Source organism: Pseudomonas sp. MHK4, assembly GCF_054600775.1.
In genome coordinates, this window is sequence record NZ_BAAIAK010000016.1 from 15,018 (window position 1) to 32,585 (window position 17,568).

General features: G+C 60.6%; 15 protein-coding genes and 1 pseudogene. 9 read left to right on the forward strand and 7 right to left on the reverse strand.

Going from position 1 to position 17,568, the window contains the following annotated elements; genetic code table 11:
• The first annotated feature begins 238 nt into the window (after positions 1-238).
• Entirely contained in the window at positions 239-520 is a 282-nt protein-coding gene (locus ACYP2Q_RS27795) for an HU family DNA-binding protein (protein ID WP_007905514.1), read from the forward strand.
• Between the two features lie 80 nt (positions 521-600).
• Here ACYP2Q_RS27795 and rlmF read toward each other — a convergent pair whose 3' ends face one another.
• From rlmF to ACYP2Q_RS27825, 6 genes and pseudogenes are all read right to left on the reverse strand, one after another.
• Positions 601-1,623: a 23S rRNA (adenine(1618)-N(6))-methyltransferase RlmF gene (rlmF, locus tag ACYP2Q_RS27800; protein WP_459733412.1), complete on the reverse strand. Its 1,023-nt coding sequence runs from the start codon at positions 1,621-1,623 to the stop codon at positions 601-603.
• A gap of 132 nt (positions 1,624-1,755) precedes the next feature.
• Entirely contained in the window at positions 1,756-4,602 is a 2,847-nt protein-coding gene (locus ACYP2Q_RS27805; RefSeq protein WP_459733413.1) for a valine--tRNA ligase, read from the reverse strand.
• A 163-nt stretch (positions 4,603-4,765) separates the two neighbouring features.
• Positions 4,766-5,155: a DNA polymerase III subunit chi gene (locus ACYP2Q_RS27810; RefSeq protein ID WP_459733414.1), complete on the reverse strand. Its 390-nt coding sequence runs from the start codon at positions 5,153-5,155 to the stop codon at positions 4,766-4,768.
• A gap of 8 nt (positions 5,156-5,163) precedes the next feature.
• Positions 5,164-5,592: a DNA polymerase III subunit chi gene (locus ACYP2Q_RS27815; RefSeq protein ID WP_459733415.1), complete on the reverse strand. Its 429-nt coding sequence runs from the start codon at positions 5,590-5,592 to the stop codon at positions 5,164-5,166.
• Between the two features lie 59 nt (positions 5,593-5,651).
• Positions 5,652-7,142, reverse strand: coding sequence for a leucyl aminopeptidase (locus ACYP2Q_RS27820; RefSeq protein ID WP_459733416.1), 1,491 nt, complete (start codon positions 7,140-7,142; stop codon positions 5,652-5,654).
• Positions 7,143-7,312: 170 nt separating this feature from the next.
• Positions 7,313-7,393, reverse strand: a pseudogene (locus ACYP2Q_RS27825) (outer membrane lipoprotein carrier protein LolA); the annotation flags it as partial.
• 165 nt (positions 7,394-7,558) lie between these two features.
• Here ACYP2Q_RS27825 and lptF point away from each other — a divergent pair.
• The 8 genes from lptF (at position 7,559) to pdxJ (ending at position 15,941) form a co-directional block, all read left to right on the forward strand.
• A complete protein-coding gene (gene lptF, locus ACYP2Q_RS27830; RefSeq protein WP_459733417.1) occupies positions 7,559-8,677 on the forward strand; it encodes an LPS export ABC transporter permease LptF in 1,119 nt (372 codons plus the stop codon).
• Positions 8,670-9,731, forward strand: a complete 1,062-nt coding sequence (gene lptG / locus ACYP2Q_RS27835; protein ID WP_459733418.1) for an LPS export ABC transporter permease LptG — start codon at positions 8,670-8,672, stop codon at positions 9,729-9,731. Before lptF ends, lptG begins: the two co-directional genes overlap by 8 nt.
• Before the next feature lie 171 nt (positions 9,732-9,902).
• Positions 9,903-11,702 (forward strand): translation elongation factor 4, encoded by a 1,800-nt coding sequence (gene lepA / locus ACYP2Q_RS27840; protein WP_248686846.1) that lies wholly within the window; start codon positions 9,903-9,905, stop codon positions 11,700-11,702.
• A 5-nt stretch (positions 11,703-11,707) separates the two neighbouring features.
• Entirely contained in the window at positions 11,708-12,562 is an 855-nt protein-coding gene (lepB, locus tag ACYP2Q_RS27845; RefSeq protein ID WP_459733419.1) for a signal peptidase I, read from the forward strand.
• A 184-nt stretch (positions 12,563-12,746) separates the two neighbouring features.
• Positions 12,747-13,436: a ribonuclease III gene (gene rnc / locus ACYP2Q_RS27850; protein WP_018927089.1), complete on the forward strand. Its 690-nt coding sequence runs from the start codon at positions 12,747-12,749 to the stop codon at positions 13,434-13,436.
• On the forward strand, positions 13,429-14,331 hold the full coding sequence (gene era, locus ACYP2Q_RS27855; protein WP_020799458.1) for a GTPase Era: 903 nt from the start codon (positions 13,429-13,431) through the stop codon (positions 14,329-14,331). Before rnc ends, era begins: the two co-directional genes overlap by 8 nt.
• Before the next feature lie 133 nt (positions 14,332-14,464).
• Entirely contained in the window at positions 14,465-15,148 is a 684-nt protein-coding gene (recO, locus tag ACYP2Q_RS27860) for a DNA repair protein RecO (RefSeq protein ID WP_459733420.1), read from the forward strand.
• A gap of 49 nt (positions 15,149-15,197) precedes the next feature.
• Positions 15,198-15,941, forward strand: coding sequence for a pyridoxine 5'-phosphate synthase (gene pdxJ, locus ACYP2Q_RS27865; RefSeq protein WP_459733421.1), 744 nt, complete (start codon positions 15,198-15,200; stop codon positions 15,939-15,941).
• Positions 15,942-16,067: 126 nt separating this feature from the next.
• Here the strand turns inward: pdxJ and mltF are convergent, their stop codons facing one another.
• Positions 16,068-17,528, reverse strand: a complete 1,461-nt coding sequence (gene mltF / locus ACYP2Q_RS27870) for a membrane-bound lytic murein transglycosylase MltF (protein WP_459733422.1) — start codon at positions 17,526-17,528, stop codon at positions 16,068-16,070.
• Between the last annotated feature and the right edge of the window lie 40 nt (positions 17,529-17,568).

Consider the following 17,568-nt stretch of genomic DNA (forward strand, 5'->3'; position numbering starts at 1 on the left):
TTGGGTAGCTAGAGGCGGATATTTCCCCGTCTCTGTGCTAGTTTTGCCCGGTCTTACGCGTAGTCACTGCGTTAAGCGTGCATTCAGCATTTGTCAGGTCGAACCAAACCCTGATTTCGGAATCTATAACCCCGATCCCGTGGTTATTCGACCGAGGGTGCCAGATCCAGAAGATCGGGCTCGATGGCTGACACTGCACTCTGCAATCCATATGAATTTGATAGGGAAGGAACACTACATGGCTCTTACTAAAGACCAACTGATCGCCGACATCGCTGAAGCTATCGACGCGCCGAAAACCACCGCGCGTAACGCTCTGGACCAACTGGGCCAAATCGTTGCCGATCAGCTGGAAAACGGCGGCGAAATCACTCTGCCAGGTATCGGCAAACTGAAAGTGACTGAGCGTCCTGCCCGTACTGGCCGTAACCCTTCGACTGGCGCTGCCATCGAAATCGCTGCCAAGAAAGTGATCAAGCTGGTTGTGGCCAAAGGCCTGACCGACGCTGTTAACAAGTAAGACTTGTTAAAAAAAACCGTGCGCCGGAGCAGTCCGGGCACGGTTTTTTTGTATCCGCGATTTACCAGGCAGTGGCTGGCTCAGCTTTTCTGCGCCCACCGCTCGCGCCATACCTGCTGTTCGGATGGGGTCTTGAAGGTCCAGGCCACGAAACGGCTCTGCTTCTGACCCTGGGACATTTCCACCACCTGGCTTTGCAGGGCACCGGCCTTCTTCAGGGCGGTCTGGATCGCCGGCAGGTTCGAAGCCTTCGACACCAGGGTGCTGAACCACAACACCTGTTGGCCTACCTGTGCGCTCTCGCTGATCAGTTGCGTGACGAACCGCGCCTCGCCGCCCTCACACCACAACTCCGCCGCCTGACCGCCGAAATTCAACACCGGCAGTTTGCGTTTCGGGTCGGCCTTGCCCAGCGCGCGCCACTTGCGGCTGCTGCCCCGGGTGGCTTCCTCCAGGGACGCGTGGAACGGTGGGTTGCACATTGTCAGGTCAAAGCGCTCGGCGCTCTCCAGCAAGCCCAGCAGAATATGCTTGCGGTTGCCCTGCTGGCGAACCTGGATGGCCTTGTTCAAGCCGTTGGACTGGATGATGGCCTTGGCGGCGGCAATGGCGGTGGCGTCGATTTCCGAGCCGAGAAACTGCCAGCGGTAGTCGCTGTGACCGATCAACGGGTAAACGCAGTTGGCGCCCATGCCCACGTCCAGCACCTTCACCGCCGCACCGCGGGGGATGACGCCGTCATTGACGCTGGCCAACAGGTCGGCGAGGAAGTGCACATAGTCCGCACGACCCGGAACCGGCGGGCACAGGTAATCGGCCGGAATGTCCCAGTGGGCGATGCCGTAGAACGACTTGAGCAGCGCCCGGTTGAACACCCGCACCGCGTCCGGGCTGGCGAAGTCGATGCTTTCCTTGCCGTACGGGTTGATGATCACGAACTTCGCCAGCTCCGGCGTGCTCTTGATCAGTGCCGGGAAGTCGTAGCGACCCTGGTGGCGATTGCGCGGGTGCAAGCTGGCCTTTTCGCGCGGCTCCACGGCCTTGGCCGGGGTCGCGGATTCGGGCTTTTTACGCGCAGGTCTGGGTGTGCGGGGGGCGGTCATGGGTGTGGTCGATTCGGGTATGGCTGAAAGTGGCTGGCATTGTCCCACAGGTGTTTAGGGGTGTTTGGAAAAAAGTGGCAGGCATAAAAAAGGGAGGCCGAATGGGCCTCCCTGTTTCATTGCGATCTGCCGTTACAGACTGGCAATCCGCGCATGTTGCTCCGCCAGTTTGCCCAGAGCCTGTTCGGCTTCGGCCAGTTTGGCGCGTTCTTTCTCGATGACTTCAGCGGGCGCCTTGTCAACGAAACCGGCGTTGGACAGCTTGCCGCCGACCCGCTGCACCTCGCCTTGCAGGCGCTGGATTTCCTTGTCCAGGCGAGCAAGCTCGGCACCCTTGTCGATCAGGCCGGCCATCGGCACCAGCACTTCCATTTCGCCGACCAGTGCGGTGGCGGACAGGGGGGGCTCTTCGCCAGCTGCCAATACGGTGATCGATTCCAGGCGTGCCAGCTTCTTCAGCAGCGCTTCGTTTTCGCTCAGGCGACGCTGATCCTCGGCGCTGACGTTCTTCAGGAACAACGGCAGCGGTTTACCCGGGCCGATGTTCATTTCGCCACGGATGTTGCGGGTACCGAGCATCAGGCCCTTGAGCCATTCGATGTCGTCTTCGGCAGCCTGGTCGATGCGTGCTTCATTGGCCACTGGCCAAGGTTGCAGCATGATCGTCTTGCCTTCGATACCGGCCAGCGGCGCGAGGCGCTGCCAGATTTCTTCGGTGATGAACGGCATGAACGGATGCGCCAGGCGCAGGGCCACTTCGAGCACGCGAACCAGGGTGCGGCGGGTGCCGCGCTGGCGTTCAACCGGAGCGTTTTCGTCCCACAGCACAGGCTTGGACAGTTCCAGGTACCAGTCGCAATACTGGTTCCAGATGAACTCGTACAAGGCTTGCGCGGCCAGGTCGAAACGGAACTGGTCGAGCTGGCGGGTCACTTCGGCTTCGGTGCGTTGCAGCTGCGAAATGATCCAGCGATCGGCCAGCGAGAGCTCGTAGGCTTCGCCGTTCTGACCGCAGTCTTCGCCTTTGTCCAGCACGTAGCGCGCGGCGTTCCAGATCTTGTTGCAGAAATTGCGATAGCCTTCGACGCGGCCCATGTCGAACTTGATGTCGCGACCGGTGGACGCCAGCGAGCAGAAAGTGAAGCGCAGGGCGTCGGTGCCGTAGCTGGCGATGCCTTCGGCGAATTCTTCGCGGGTCTGCTTCTCGATCTTCTTCGCCAGTTTCGGCTGCATCATGCCGGAGGTACGCTTTTGAACAAGCTCTTCCAGCTCGATACCGTCGATGATGTCCAGCGGGTCAAGGACGTTGCCCTTGGACTTGGACATCTTCTGGCCTTGGCCATCACGCACCAGGCCGTGCACATACACGGTCTTGAACGGCACTTGCGGCGTGCCGTCCTCGTTCTTGATCAGGTGCATGGTCAGCATGATCATCCGGGCAACCCAGAAGAAAATGATGTCGAAGCCGGTGACCAGCACGTCGGTGGAGTGGAATTTCTTCAGGAACTCGGTTTTCTCCGGCCAGCCGAGGGTGGAGAAGGTCCACAGGCCCGAGCTGAACCAGGTGTCGAGTACGTCGTTGTCCTGTTGCAGCGCGACGTCCGGGCCGAGGTTGTGCTTGGCACGCACTTCGGCTTCATCGCGACCGACGTAGACTTTGCCCGACTCGTCGTACCAGGCCGGAATCCGGTGGCCCCACCACAGCTGACGGCTGATGCACCAGTCCTGGATGTCACGCATCCACGAGAAGTACATGTTTTCGTACTGTTTCGGCACGAACTGGATGCGACCGTCTTCGACGGCGGCAATCGCAGGCTCGGCCAGCGGCTTGGTGGATACGTACCACTGGTCGGTCAGCCACGGCTCGATGATGGTGCCGGAGCGATCGCCTTTCGGCACTTTCAGGGCGTGATCGTCGACGCTGACCAACAGGCCCGCGGCATCGAACGCGGCCACGATCTGTTTGCGCGCTTCGAAGCGGTCCAGGCCGGCATATTCAGCCGGGATCTTGCCGTCGATCGTTTCGTTCAGGGTGCCGTCCAGGTTGAACGCCTGTACGGCCGGCAGGACGTGGGCGTTCTTGTCGAAGATGTTCAGCAGCGGCAGGTTATGGCGCTTGCCGACTTCGTAGTCGTTGAAATCGTGGGCCGGGGTGATCTTCACGCAACCGGTGCCGAATTCTGGATCGCAGTAATCGTCGGCGATGATCGGGATGCGGCGGCCGACCAGCGGCAGCTCGACAAATTTGCCGATCAGGGCTTTGTAGCGCTCATCGTTCGGGTTAACCGCGACGGCGGAGTCGCCGAGCATGGTTTCCGGACGAGTCGTCGCGACGATCAGGAAGTCGTTGCCTTCAGCGGTCTTGGCGCCATCGGCCAGCGGGTATTTCAGGTTCCACAGGAAACCTTTCTCGTCGTGGTTTTCCACTTCAAGGTCGGAAATCGCCGTGTGCAGCTTGGTGTCCCAGTTGACCAGGCGCTTGCCGCGGTAGATCAGGCCGTCTTCGTGCAGGCGCACGAAGGCTTCCTTCACGGCTTCCGAGAGGCCGTCGTCCATGGTGAAGCGCTCGCGGCTCCAGTCCACGGACGAGCCGAGGCGACGGATCTGACGGCTGATGTTGCCGCCGGACTGATCCTTCCATTCCCAGACTTTCTCGAGGAATTTGTCGCGGCCCAGGTCGTGGCGATTCTGGCCCTGGGCTTCGAGTTGACGCTCCACCAGCATTTGCGTGGCGATACCGGCGTGGTCGGTGCCCGGCTGCCACAGGGTGTTGCGACCCTGCATGCGGCGGAAACGGATCAGGGCGTCCATGATCGCGTTGTTGAAGCCGTGCCCCATGTGCAGGCTGCCGGTGACGTTCGGCGGCGGGATCATGATGGTGTAGGACTCGCCCGCGCCTTGCGGGGCGAAGTAATTCTCTGACTCCCAGGTGTTGTACCAGGAAGTTTCAATGGCGTGCGGCTGGTAGGTCTTATCCATGCGCGGCGGGACCCTATTGGCATTTGTTCAGGAAAAGCCGGCAAGTATAGCGGGGCATGGGACGCAGGGCGAGCAGGGGCGGACAGCGTGCGTCCTCAAAACTGATGCAAATCCCCTTGTAGGAGCGAGCTTGCTCGCTCCTACAAGGGGAACTGTGCTGGGTTCAGTCGTTGTACTGGCTGAGCAACCGCTCCATCCGCGCGCTGAGGCGGCGTTTGATTTCGGTTTCGATGTGCGGCGCGAAGTCGTCGATCACGTCTTGCATGATCAATTGCGCGGCGGCGCGCAGTTCGCTGTCGAGGTGCAACAGGGCATCGGCGCTTTTACTGGCGGTCGGTGCAGGTTCAGCGGCAGGTTTGGGAGCGGGGGGGGAGGCGACCGGCGAAGGCTCGCTGACGGTGTCGAACAGCATCGGAATCTGTTCCTGGTCACCTTCTTCGACCGTATCGGTCAGCAGGGGTGGTTGCAGGTTGTCATCGCCGAGCAGTTGGCGGATCGACTCGAGGTCGTCCAGCAGGTGCGCGGATTGTTGCAGCGGTTTTGGAGTGTCCATCGGAATGCTCAGAGTCGCTGTAAACGGTGATCTTGCAGAGGATAGCCCTGTTCGCGGTAGAAACGGAAACTCTCCCGCGCAGCAGCCCTGATCGTCGGATCCTCCACCACCACTTCTGCCACTCTGGCGAACTTGCTGGCGAAGGCAGGGACTTTCAAATCGAGATTGACCAGCAAATCCTGATGCTGACCGCAGTCTTCGCCCAACCCCAGGACAATCAAGCCCTCAGGTTCGCTGTCGGCAGGGCCGTGGGGCACGAAGCTTTCGCCCTTGAACGCCCACAGTCGCGCATCGAGATCATCGCGCTGGGCCGCGTCGCTGCAATGCAGGTATATGCGGTGTCCCATGCGCCAGGCTTTCTCGGTGAGCTTGCAGGCAAAGTCCAGACGTGCCGAAGGATCGGCGCTGGGCAGGATATAGAAGTCGACTTTGGTCATTGCGGTTCCTGAGCCGGGGTGACGTCACTCGCAAGCAACGCCACCCGGGATCATTGGTTTCAGGCTTTGGCACGATCCAGCAGGTACTGAGTCAGCAACGGAACCGGACGGCCAGTGGCGCCCTTGTCCTTGCCGCCGCTGGTCCAGGCCGTGCCGGCGATGTCCAGGTGCGCCCAGTTCAGGTTCTTGGTGAAGCGCGACAGGAAGCAGGCCGCCGTGATGGTGCCGGCTTTCGGGCCACCGATGTTGGCGATGTCGGCGAACGGGCTGTCCAGCTGCTCCTGGTACTCATCGAACAGCGGCAGTTGCCAGGCGCGGTCGTCGGCAGCCTTGCCGGCGCTCAGCAGTTGGCCGATCAGTTCGTCGTTGTTGCCCAGCAGGCCGGAAGTGTGGGAACCCAGTGCAACCACGCAGGCGCCGGTCAGGGTGGCGATGTCGATCACCGCTTGCGGTTTGAAGCGCTCGGAGTAGGTCAGGGCGTCGCACAGCACCAGGCGGCCTTCGGCGTCGGTGTTGAGGATTTCCACGGTCTGGCCGCTCATGGTGGTGACGATGTCGCCCGGACGCGAAGCGTTGCCACTCGGCATGTTCTCGGCGCAAGCCAGGATGCACACCAGGTTGATCGGCAGCTTCAGTTCGAGCACGGCACGCACGGTGCCGAACACACTGGCGGCGCCGCCCATGTCGTATTTCATTTCATCCATGCCGGCACCCGGCTTGAGGCTGATGCCGCCGGTGTCGAAGGTGATGCCCTTGCCGACCAGGGCGTAGGGCTTCTCGGACTTCTTGCCGCCGTTGTATTGCATGACGATCAGGCGCGGAGGCTGGGCGCTGCCCTGGCCGACGGCGTAGAACGAGCCCATGCCCAGGGCCTTGATCTTTTTCTCGTCGAGGACTTCGACTTTCAGGTCCTTGAACTCTTTGCCCAGAATCTTGGCCTGCTCGCCGAGGAAGGTCGGGTGGCAGATGTTCGGTGGCAGGTTGCCCAGGTTGCGGGTGAAGGCCATGCCGTTGGCGATGGCGGTGGCGTGGTTCACGGCGCGTTGCACTTCAGCCTCGGCGGCCTTGATGGTCACCAGGGTGATTTTCTTCAGGGCCCGCGGCTCGGCTTTCTGGCTCTTGAACTGGTCGAACTGGTATTCGCCGTCCACCAGGGTTTCGGCCAGCAGGCGGGTCTTGCCGTAGCTGTCGCGGCCCTTGACCACGATTTCGTCCAGGGCCAGCACGGCATCACTGCCGCCCAGGCCTTTCAGGGTGTTGAGGATGCCGGCAATGATCTTGCGGAACGGGCGGTCGCCCAGCTCTTCATCCTTGCCCACGCCGACCAGCAATACGCGTTCGGCTTTCAGGTTCGGCAGGCTGTGCAGCAACAGGCTCTGGCCGACCTTGCCGGCCAGGTCGCCGCGCTTGAGCACCGCGCTGATGGCGCCGGCGCTGAGTTCGTCGAGCTGTTTGGCAACAGCGCCGAGCTTGCGGCCTTCGCCGACAGCGACCACCAGCGTGGCGGTCTTCAACGTTTGCGGGTTGACGCTTTTTACAACCAGTTCCATGTCCGGGTCCCTGAATTGATGGTCGATACGCAAGCGCTGGACAAGGTACGGGCAGCGCTTGCTTATAAATAGAAAGGCGCCAGGATCGACCGGCGACGAAGGCGGCAGTTTGAACCTCGCCGGCGGCGCCTGACAACCCTCGGTTGTATGATCTTCACGGTTTTGACGGCCACCGTAGGAGCGAGCTTGCTCGCGAAAAACCTGAGAGCGCCACAGGTTGTCAGACTTCCCGCGTAATCGTTAACGACCATCGCGAGCGAGCTCGCTCCTACATACCTGCCCAAGCATTGCGCAGTGACAGGCGCACCCAATCACAGGATAATGCGCCATCTTTTTTTTCGGCGGCTCTACCTTGCGGGCTGTCTGATGTGTTTGCTTGTTTGGCCGCTTAGCCTGACAACCCTGGAGTGTCTGGTTTGATTGTCTTCCGTTATCTATCCCGCGAAGTCCTGTTGACCTTGAGTGCCGTCAGTGCGGTGCTGCTGGTCATCATCATGAGTGGACGCTTCATCAAGTACCTCGCGCAGGCCGCATCGGGTCAACTGGATCCGGGCTCGCTGTTCCTCATCATGGGCTTTCGCCTGCCGGGATTCCTGCAGCTGATCCTGCCGCTGGGCCTGTTTCTCGGTATCCTGCTGGCCTATGGCCGCCTGTACCTTGAAAGCGAAATGACCGTGCTCTCGGCCACGGGCATGAGCCAGCAACGCCTGTTTCGCATGACCCTGTTCCCGGCGACCCTGGTTGCCCTGGTCGTTGCCTGGTTGAGCCTGAGCCTGGCGCCCCAGGGTGCCAATCAGTTCCAGTTGCTGCTGAACAAGCAGGATGCCCTGACCGAGTTCGATACCCTGGAGCCGGGCCGCTTCCAGGCCCTGCGCGACGGTACGCGGGTGACCTATACCGAGCAGTTGTCCGACGACCGGATCAATCTGGGCGGGGTGTTCATTTCGCAGAAGAACATCAATTCCGACAAGAAGGATCGCGGGATCTCCGTGCTGGTGGCTGAAAAAGGCCGGCAGGAAATCCGCCCCGACGGCAACCGCTACCTGATCCTCGACAACGGTTACCGCTATGACGGCAATCCGGGGCAGGCCGACTACCGGGCGATCAAGTACGACGAATACGGCGTGCTGCTGCCCAAGCCGGACGTCAGCGACGAAGTGACCGACCGTGACGCCATGCCCACGAGCTCCTTGGTGGGCAGCGAAGACCTTCGTTCCCGCACCGAGCTGCAATGGCGCCTGTCCCTGCCGTTGCTGGTGTTCATCGTCACCTTGATGGCGGTGCCGCTGTCGCGGGTCAACCCGCGCCAGGGGCGTTTCCTCAAGTTGTTGCCGGCAATCCTTCTTTATATGGCTTACCTGACCATCCTGATTGCCGCTCGCGGCGCCCTCGAAAAGGGCAAGATCCCGGCGGCGCTGGGCTTGTGGTGGGTACACGGAATATTCCTGGTCATTGGCCTGGGCCTGCTCTACTGGGAGCCCCTGCAATTGAAGCGGGCGAGTCGCCGCAGCGCGCGGGAGGTGGCCCGTGGTTAAGCTCGATCGCTACATCGGTAGCAGCGTATTCGTGGCGATCCTGGCGGTATTGGGGATCATTCTTGGCCTGGCCACGCTGTTTGCGTTCATCGACGAGATGGGCGACGCCAGCGATACCTACACCTTGCTCGATGTCCTGAGCTATGTGCTGCTGACGGCACCGCGCCGGCTCTACGACATGCTGCCGATGGCCGCCCTGATCGGTTGCCTGATCGGTCTCGGCAGCCTGGCCAGCAACAGCGAACTGACCATCATGCGCGCGGCAGGCGTGTCCATCGGGCGGATCGTCTGGGCGGTCATGAAGCCGATGCTGGTGCTGATGGTGGTGGGGGTGCTGATTGGCGAATACGTAGCGCCGGCGACCGAAAGCACCGCCCAGGCCAATCGTTCGCTGGCGCAGGGCAGTGGCGACGCGCAAAGCGCCAAGCACGGCCTGTGGCATCGCCAAGGTGACGAATTCATTCACGTCAACTCCGTGCAACCCAATGGCCTGCTGTATGGCGTGACCCGTTATCACTTCGACAAGGAACGGCACATGCTGTCGGCGAGCTTCGCCAAGCGCGCGGAGTTCGACAAGGATCACTGGCAGTTGACCGATGTCACCACCACGGTCTTCCATGAGAAGAACACCGAAGTGGTGACCGCCCCGGTCGAGCGCTGGGACGTGGCGTTGAGCCCGCAACTGTTGAGTACGGTGGTCATGGCGCCGGAATCGCTGTCGATCTCGGGGCTGTGGGGCTACATCCACTATCTGGCGGACCAGGGGCTGAACAATGGCCGCTACTGGCTGGCATTTTGGGTCAAGGTGTTGCAGCCGCTGGTCACCGCGGCCCTGGTGCTGATGGCGATTTCCTTCATCTTTGGTCCGCTGCGCTCGGTAACCCTCGGTCAACGGGTGTTCACCGGTGTGCTGGTGGGCTTCACCTTCCGTATTGCCCAGGATTTGCTCGGGCCTTCGAGCCTTGTGTTTGGTTTTTCGCCGCTGTTCGCGGTGCTCGTGCCCGCCGGTATCTGTGCCTTGGCCGGTCTGTGGCTGTTGCGTCGCGCCGGTTGATGGCGGCCTGTTCCTGGCCTGGCCGAAGATGAAAAACGCCCCTGTCGCCAGACCGGGGCGTTTTTGTATGGGCCGTCTGGCCTGCAAACGTGACGCTTGCGCCGTGGATCAGGTACAATTCCCGGCTATTTTTCGGCGGGCTATGCCTGCAGCCTTTTTGAGTGTTGATCCGTGAGTGATTTGAGTCATATCCGCAATTTCTCCATCATCGCCCACATTGACCATGGCAAGTCGACGCTGGCCGATCGCTTCATCCAGATGTGCGGCGGCCTGGCCGAGCGTGAAATGGAAGCCCAGGTGCTGGATTCCATGGATCTTGAGCGTGAGCGCGGGATCACCATCAAGGCGCACAGCGTTACGCTGTACTACAAGGCTCGCGATGGCATCACCTACCAACTGAACTTCATCGATACCCCCGGTCACGTGGACTTCACCTATGAGGTGAGCCGTTCGCTGGCGGCCTGTGAGGGCGCGCTGCTGGTGGTCGATGCCGGTCAAGGCGTCGAGGCGCAGTCGGTTGCCAACTGCTACACGGCGATCGAGCAGGGCCTGGAAGTGATGCCGGTACTGAACAAGATCGACCTGCCACAGGCCGATCCGGACCGCGTCAAAGAAGAAATCGAAAAAATCATCGGCATCGATGCTACCGACGCGGTCACTTGCAGTGCCAAGACCGGCCTGGGCGTCGATGAAGTGCTGGAGCGCCTGGTTACCACCATTCCTGCGCCAACCGGCAACATCGAAGATCCGCTGCAGGCGTTGATCATCGACTCCTGGTTCGACAACTACCTGGGCGTCGTGTCCCTGGTGCGCGTGCGCCACGGTCGCGTGAAGAAGGGCGACAAGATCCTGGTCAAGTCCACCGGCAAGATCCACCTGGTGGACAGCGTGGGCGTGTTCAACCCGAAACACACCGCTACCGTCGACCTGAAAGCCGGTGAAGTGGGCTTCATCATTGCCGGTATCAAGGACATTCACGGTGCACCGGTGGGTGACACCCTGACCTTGAGCTCGACGCCGGACGTCGATGTGCTGCCAGGTTTCAAACGCATTCAGCCGCAGGTCTACGCGGGTCTGTTCCCGGTCAGCTCCGACGACTTCGAAGACTTCCGTGAAGCGCTGCAAAAGCTCACCCTGAACGACTCGTCGCTGCAGTACACCCCGGAAAGCTCCGACGCCCTGGGCTTCGGCTTCCGCTGCGGGTTCCTCGGCATGCTGCACATGGAGATCATCCAGGAGCGCCTGGAGCGCGAGTACGACCTGGACCTGATCACCACGGCGCCGACGGTAATCTTCGAACTGCTGCTCAAGACCGGTGAGACGATCTACGTCGATAACCCGTCGAAGTTGCCGGATCTATCGTCGATCGAAGACATGCGCGAGCCGATCGTGCGCGCCAACATCCTTGTGCCGCAAGAGCACCTGGGCAACGTCATTACCCTGTGCATCGAAAAACGTGGTGTGCAGGTCGACATGCTGTTCCTCGGCTCCCAGGTCCAGGTGACCTACGACTTGCCGATGAACGAAGTGGTGCTGGACTTCTTCGATCGTCTGAAATCCACCAGCCGCGGCTATGCTTCGCTGGATTACCATTTCGATCGTTACCAATCGGCTAGTCTGGTGAAACTGGACGTGCTGATCAACGGCGACAAGGTCGACGCCCTGGCGCTGATCGTGCACCGTGACAATGCGCACTACAAAGGTCGCCAGTTGACCGAGAAGATGAAAGAACTGATTCCGCGGCAGATGTTCGACGTGGCAATCCAGGCCGCCATTGGCGGGCAGATTGTGGCGCGTACAACCGTCAAGGCGCTCAGAAAGAACGTATTGGCCAAATGCTACGGCGGTGACGTCAGCCGTAAGAAAAAGCTGCTGGAAAAGCAAAAGGCCGGTAAGAAACGCATGAAGCAGGTCGGTAACGTGGAAATTCCACAAGAAGCCTTCCTTGCCGTGCTCAGGTTGGATAGTTAGGTCCTATGTCACTAAATTTCCCGCTGTTGCTGGTCATCGCCGTGTTCGTCTGCGGCCTGTTGGCGTTGCTTGATCTGTTGATCCTGGCACCGCGTCGGCGTGCCGCCATCGCCTCCTATCAGGGCAGCGTCAGCCAGCCTGATGGGGTGGTGGTCGAGAAGCTGAGCAAGGAACCGCTGCTGGTCGAATACGGCAAGTCGTTCTTCCCGGTGTTATTCATCGTGCTGGTGCTGCGTTCGTTCCTGGTGGAACCGTTCCAGATCCCTTCCGGCTCGATGAAACCGACCCTGGACGTCGGCGACTTCATCCTGGTGAGCAAGTTTTCCTACGGGATCCGCTTGCCGGTGATCGACAAGAAAATCATCGAAGTCGGTGAGCCACAGCGTGGCGATGTGATGGTGTTCCGCTACCCGAGCGATCCGAACGTCAACTACATCAAGCGTGTAGTGGGGCTGCCGGGCGACACGGTGCGGTACACCGCTGACAAGCGTCTGTTCGTCAACGGCGAGTCGATTGCCGAAAAGCTGATCGGCTCCGAGCCGGGCACGCTGGGCAGCGCCGAGCTCTACAAGGAAAAACTCGGTGTCGCCGAGCACCTGATCCGCAAGGAAATGAGCCGCTACCGCGCAACGCCGGACCGTACCTGGACCGTGCCAGCCGGGCACTACTTCATGATGGGCGACAACCGCGACAACTCCAACGACAGTCGCTACTGGGATGATCCAGCCATTCCCAAGGATCTGCTGGGCATGGTTCCCGACAAGAATATCGTCGGCAAGGCTTTCGCAGTCTGGATGAGCTGGCCGGAACCCAAACTCAGTCACCTGCCGAATTTCTCGCGGGTTGGCCTGATCCAGTAATCAAACACGGCGCTGTTGAACACAGCGCCGAATGCATTTCTGGAGTCGACACAATCGGCGACAGATGCATGAAAACAACGATATTCAGGACGTTATTTTTGAACACAGCGTTAATTGTCCCAAGCCTGCGCCGAGTCACGGCGATGGCGGTGGAATCCAACCACGAACTCAGCGTGGGTAAACCGTGAGCGTCTCCTTAAGCCGTCTCGAGCGTCAGCTCGGCTACACCTTCAAGGATCAGGAACTGATGGTCCTGGCCCTGACTCACCGCAGTTTTGCCGGGCGTAACAACGAACGCCTGGAATTCCTCGGTGATGCCATCCTCAACTTCGTTGCTGGCGAGGCCTTGTTCGATCGCTTCCCGCTGGCTCGCGAAGGCCAGTTGTCGCGTTTGCGCGCACGCCTGGTCAAAGGTGAGACCCTGGCCGTACTGGCCCGTGGTTTCGACCTGGGCGAATACCTGCGCCTGGGCTCCGGTGAATTGAAAAGCGGCGGTTTCCGTCGCGAGTCGATTCTGGCCGATGCCCTGGAAGCGCTGATTGGTGCGATCTACCTGGACGCCGGCATGGAAGTGGCGCGCGAGCGCGTGCTGGCCTGGCTGGCCGGAGAGTTCGAAGGCCTGACGCTGGTCGACACCAACAAAGATCCAAAGACCCGCCTGCAGGAATTCCTGCAGTCCCGTGGTTGCGAGCTGCCGCGTTACGAAGTGGTGGATATCCAGGGTGAGCCGCATTGCCGGACGTTCTTCGTCGAGTGTGAAATCATCCTATTGAATGAGAAAAGCCGAGGTCAGGGTGTGAGCCGTCGTATTGCCGAACAGGTAGCGGCCGCCGCAGCACTGATTGCCCTGGGTGTGGAGAATGGCAATGACTGATACAAACGCAACACGCTGTGGCTATGTTGCCATCGTCGGCCGTCCGAACGTGGGCAAGTCCACGTTGCTCAACCACATCCTCGGCCAGAAGCTGGCGATCACCTCGCGCAAGCCGCAAACCACCCGTCACAACATGCTCGGCATCAAGACCGAGGGTGACGTACAGGCGATCTACGTCGACACCCCTGGTATGCACAAGGGGGGCGAGAAGGCCCTGAACCGCTACATGAACAAGACCGCGTCGGCGGCGTTGAAAGACGTCGACGTGGTGATCTTTGTGGTGGATCGCACCAAGTGGACCGACGAAGACCAGATGGTCCTCGAGCGTGTCCAGTACGTGACCGGCCCGCTGATCGTGGCACTGAACAAGACCGATCGCATCGAAGACAAAGCCGAGCTGATGCCGCACCTGAGCTGGTTGCAGGAGCAGCTGCCCAACGCGCAGATCATCCCGATTTCCGCGCAGCACGGGCACAACCTCGACGCGCTGGAAAAGGTCATCGCTGACCACCTGCCGGAAAACGATCATTTCTTCCCGGAAGACCAGATCACCGACCGCAGCAGCCGTTTCCTCGCCGCCGAGCTGGTACGCGAGAAAATCATGCGCCAGCTGGGCGCGGAGCTGCCGTACCAGATCACCGTTGAAATCGAAGAGTTCAAGCAGCAGGGCAAGACCCTGCACATCCATGCCCTGATCCTCGTCGAGCGTGATGGCCAGAAGAAGATCATCATTGGCGACAAGGGCGAGCGCATCAAGCGCATCGGCACCGAAGCGCGCAAGGACATGGAGCTGTTGTTCGACTCCAAGATCATGCTCAACCTGTGGGTCAAGGTGAAGGGTGGCTGGTCCGATGACGAGCGCGCTTTGCGTTCGCTGGGTTACGGCGACCTGTAATACAGCGCAGGACCCCTTGTAGGAGCGAGCTTGCTCGCGATGGATTTGAGAGCGCCGCGTTCATTCAGAATGCCCGCGTTATCGTTACCCACCATCGCGAGCAAGCTCGCTCCTACATTTCATTGAGAACTCCATGTCCCAACCCATCCCCCAACCCGCCTACGTTCTCCACTCCCGTGCCTACCGAGAAAACAGCGCCTTGGTGGACTTCCTCACGCCGCAAGGTCGACTACGGGCGGTGTTGCGCAGTGCGCGGGGCAAGGCCGGGACGCTGGCGCGGCCGTTCGTGCCGTTGGAGGTCGAGTTTCGCGGGCGTGGCGAGCTGAAGAATGTGGGGCGCATGGAGAGTGCAGGCATCCCCACCTGGCTCAACGGCGAGGCGCTGTTCAGCGGGCTTTATCTCAACGAGCTGTTGATTCGCCTGCTGCCCGCTGAAGACCCTTTCCCTGCGGTATTCGATCACTATGCCGCGACCCTGCTGGCCCTGGCCGAAGGCCGTCCGCTGGAGCCGCTGCTGCGGTCATTCGAATGGCGTTTGCTGGATGACCTGGGCTACGGCTTTTCATTGATAACCGATATCCACGACGACCCCATTGCGTCAGACGGTCTCTATCGTTTGCAGGTGGATGCAGGACTGGAGCGGGTCTATCTGCTGCAGCCCGGGTTGTTCAATGGCGCCGAACTGCTGGCCATGGCTGAGGCCGACTGGAGCGCACCGGGTGCGTTGTCGGCGGCCAAGCGTTTGATGCGTCAGGCACTGGCCGTCCACCTGGGCGGTCGCCCCTTGGTCAGTCGCGAACTGTTTCGCAAGCCGTAGTCTCCCCGTATGCTGTGCAGCGAACTTTTTCTGATTCTGGAGCGCTTCCGTGACCACCAGCACCCGCATTCTTCTTGGCGTCAACATCGACCACGTTGCCACCCTGCGTCAGGCCCGGGGTACTCGCTACCCGGATCCGGTCAAGGCGGCACTGGATGCGGAAGAGGCGGGCGCTGACGGCATCACCGTGCACCTGCGCGAAGACCGCCGGCACATCCAGGAACGCGACGTGCTGCTGCTCAAGGACGTGCTGCAAACCCGCATGAACTTCGAAATGGGCGTCACCGAAGAAATGATGCAGTTCGCCGAGCGCATCCGCCCGGCGCACATTTGCCTGGTGCCGGAAACCCGTCAGGAGCTGACGACCGAAGGCGGTCTGGACGTGGCGGGGCAGGAAGCGCGGATCAAGGCCGCTGTGGAGCGCCTGTCGAAGATCGGCTCGGAAGTGTCGCTGTTCATCGATGCCGACGAACGGCAGATCGAGGCTTCGCGTCGCGTCGGTGCGCCCGCCATCGAACTGCACACCGGGCGGTATGCCGATGCGCAGACGCCGACCGAAGTGGCGGAAGAGCTCAAGCGCGTCGCCGATGGCGTAGCGTTCGGCCTGACTCAAGGCCTGATCGTCAATGCCGGCCACGGCCTGCATTACCACAACGTCGAGGCAGTGGCGGCGATCAAGGGCATCCACGAACTGAACATCGGCCATGCGCTGGTGGCCCATGCGCTGTTTGTGGGATTCAAGTCCGCCGTGTCCGAAATGAAAGCCTTGATCCTGGCTGCTGCCAAGGCCTGAGCAACAACACAAAACCAATGTGGGAGCTAGCCTGCTGGCGATAGTGGAGTGTCAGTCAACAAAGATGTTGAATGATGAACCGCTATCGCCAGCAGGCTGGCTCCCACATTTGGATGATGGCGTCTGTCAGAGCGGGGCTGGCTCTTGGGTCGGTTTTGATTTGTCGATGCCGGGCACATGCAGGTTTCCCTCGGCCACCTGGTCGCCTTCAAGCTGCGGCTGCGTGACCCAGGTCAGGATGTCGTAGTAACGACGGATGTTCGCCACGAAATGCACCGGCTCGCCGCCACGGGCGTAGCCGTAACGGGTCTTGCTGTACCACTTCTTCTCGGACAGGCGCGGCAGGATTTTTTTCACGTCCAGCCATTTGTCCGGATTCAACCCTTCCTTGGCCGCCAGCTTGCGGGCGTCGTCGAGGTGACCGCTGCCGACGTTATAGGCGGCCAGGGCGAACCAGGTGCGATCCGGTTCCTGGATCGAATCGTCGAGCTGGTCTTTCATGTAGGCCAGGTACTTGGCGCCGCCCATGATGCTCTGCTTGGGGTCAAGACGGTTGGACACGCCCATGGCCTGCGCGGTGTTCTGGGTCAGCATCATCAGGCCACGCACGCCGGTCTTGGACGTGACAGCCGGTTGCCACAGGGACTCCTGATAGCCGATGGCCGCCAGCAGGCGCCAGTCGACTTTCTCTTTCTTGGCGTACGCCTTGAAGTGCTGTTCGTACTTGGGCAAGCGTTGCTGCAGGTGCTGGGCGAACGTGGTGGCGCCCATGTAGCCGAGTACATCGACATGCCCGTAATAACGATCCTTGAGACGTTGCAGGGTGCCGTTTTTCTTGACCTTGTCGAGGTAGTCGTTGATCTCGTTGAGCAGGCTGTTGTCGTCGCCCGGCGCCACGGCCCAACTCTGGTTGCTGGCATCCCCCAGGTCGAAGGCGACCCGGATGTTGGTGAAGTACACCTGGTTCATTGCAACTTCATTGGAGTCGACCAGTGTCAGGTCGATCTGACCTTCGTCGACCATGCGCAGGAGATCAACGACCTCAACCGCGTCGGATTCTTCGTATTCGATGCCGGGAAATTTCTGTTTCAGTTGTGCGAGCTGTTCGGCGTGGGTGCTGCCCTTGAGCACCATGATCTTCTTGCCGACCAGATCCTTCCCGTCGGTAGGGCGCGACTGGCCGTTGCGGTAGATGATCTGCGGCGTGACTTCCAGGTAGGAGTGGGAAAACCGCACCTGCTTTTTACGCGCTTCGCTGCTGACCAGGCCCGCGGCCGCCAGTACAGGGCCATTGGGCTTGCCCACCTGGTCGAACAGGTCGTCGAGGTTGTCGGCCGTCTCGATCTTGAGCTCGACCCCCAGATCGTCGGCGAAGCGCTTCACCAGCTCGTATTCGAAGCCGGTTTCACCGTTGCGATCCTGAAAGTAGGTGGCGGGGCTGTTACGGGTAACCACCCGCAGCACACCGTCCTCCTTTACGCGCTCCAGTGTGTTGGGTTTATCAACACAGCCACTGAGCATCAGGAAGAGTCCGGTTGCGATCAGCCATTTGGCGTACCGCGGACGCAAAGCCGTTGGGGAAAACATCTGCGCAGTATACGCAAAGGACCACGGGCGCCATATCTCG

Coding starts and splice junctions, on each gene's coding strand:
- lepB (WP_459733419.1), top strand. CDS start 11,708: ATGTCACTAAATTTCCCGCTGTTGCTGGTCATCGCCGTGTTCGTCTGC.
- ACYP2Q_RS27810 (WP_459733414.1), bottom strand. CDS start 5,155: ATGGACACTCCAAAACCGCTGCAACAATCCGCGCACCTGCTGGACGAC.
- ACYP2Q_RS27815 (WP_459733415.1), bottom strand. CDS start 5,592: ATGACCAAAGTCGACTTCTATATCCTGCCCAGCGCCGATCCTTCGGCA.
- rlmF (WP_459733412.1), bottom strand. CDS start 1,623: ATGACCGCCCCCCGCACACCCAGACCTGCGCGTAAAAAGCCCGAATCC.
- ACYP2Q_RS27805 (WP_459733413.1), bottom strand. CDS start 4,602: ATGGATAAGACCTACCAGCCGCACGCCATTGAAACTTCCTGGTACAAC.
- ACYP2Q_RS27820 (WP_459733416.1), bottom strand. CDS start 7,142: ATGGAACTGGTTGTAAAAAGCGTCAACCCGCAAACGTTGAAGACCGCC.
- recO (WP_459733420.1), top strand. CDS start 14,465: ATGTCCCAACCCATCCCCCAACCCGCCTACGTTCTCCACTCCCGTGCC.
- ACYP2Q_RS27795 (WP_007905514.1), top strand. CDS start 239: ATGGCTCTTACTAAAGACCAACTGATCGCCGACATCGCTGAAGCTATC.
- mltF (WP_459733422.1), bottom strand. CDS start 17,528: ATGTTTTCCCCAACGGCTTTGCGTCCGCGGTACGCCAAATGGCTGATC.
- era (WP_020799458.1), top strand. CDS start 13,429: ATGACTGATACAAACGCAACACGCTGTGGCTATGTTGCCATCGTCGGC.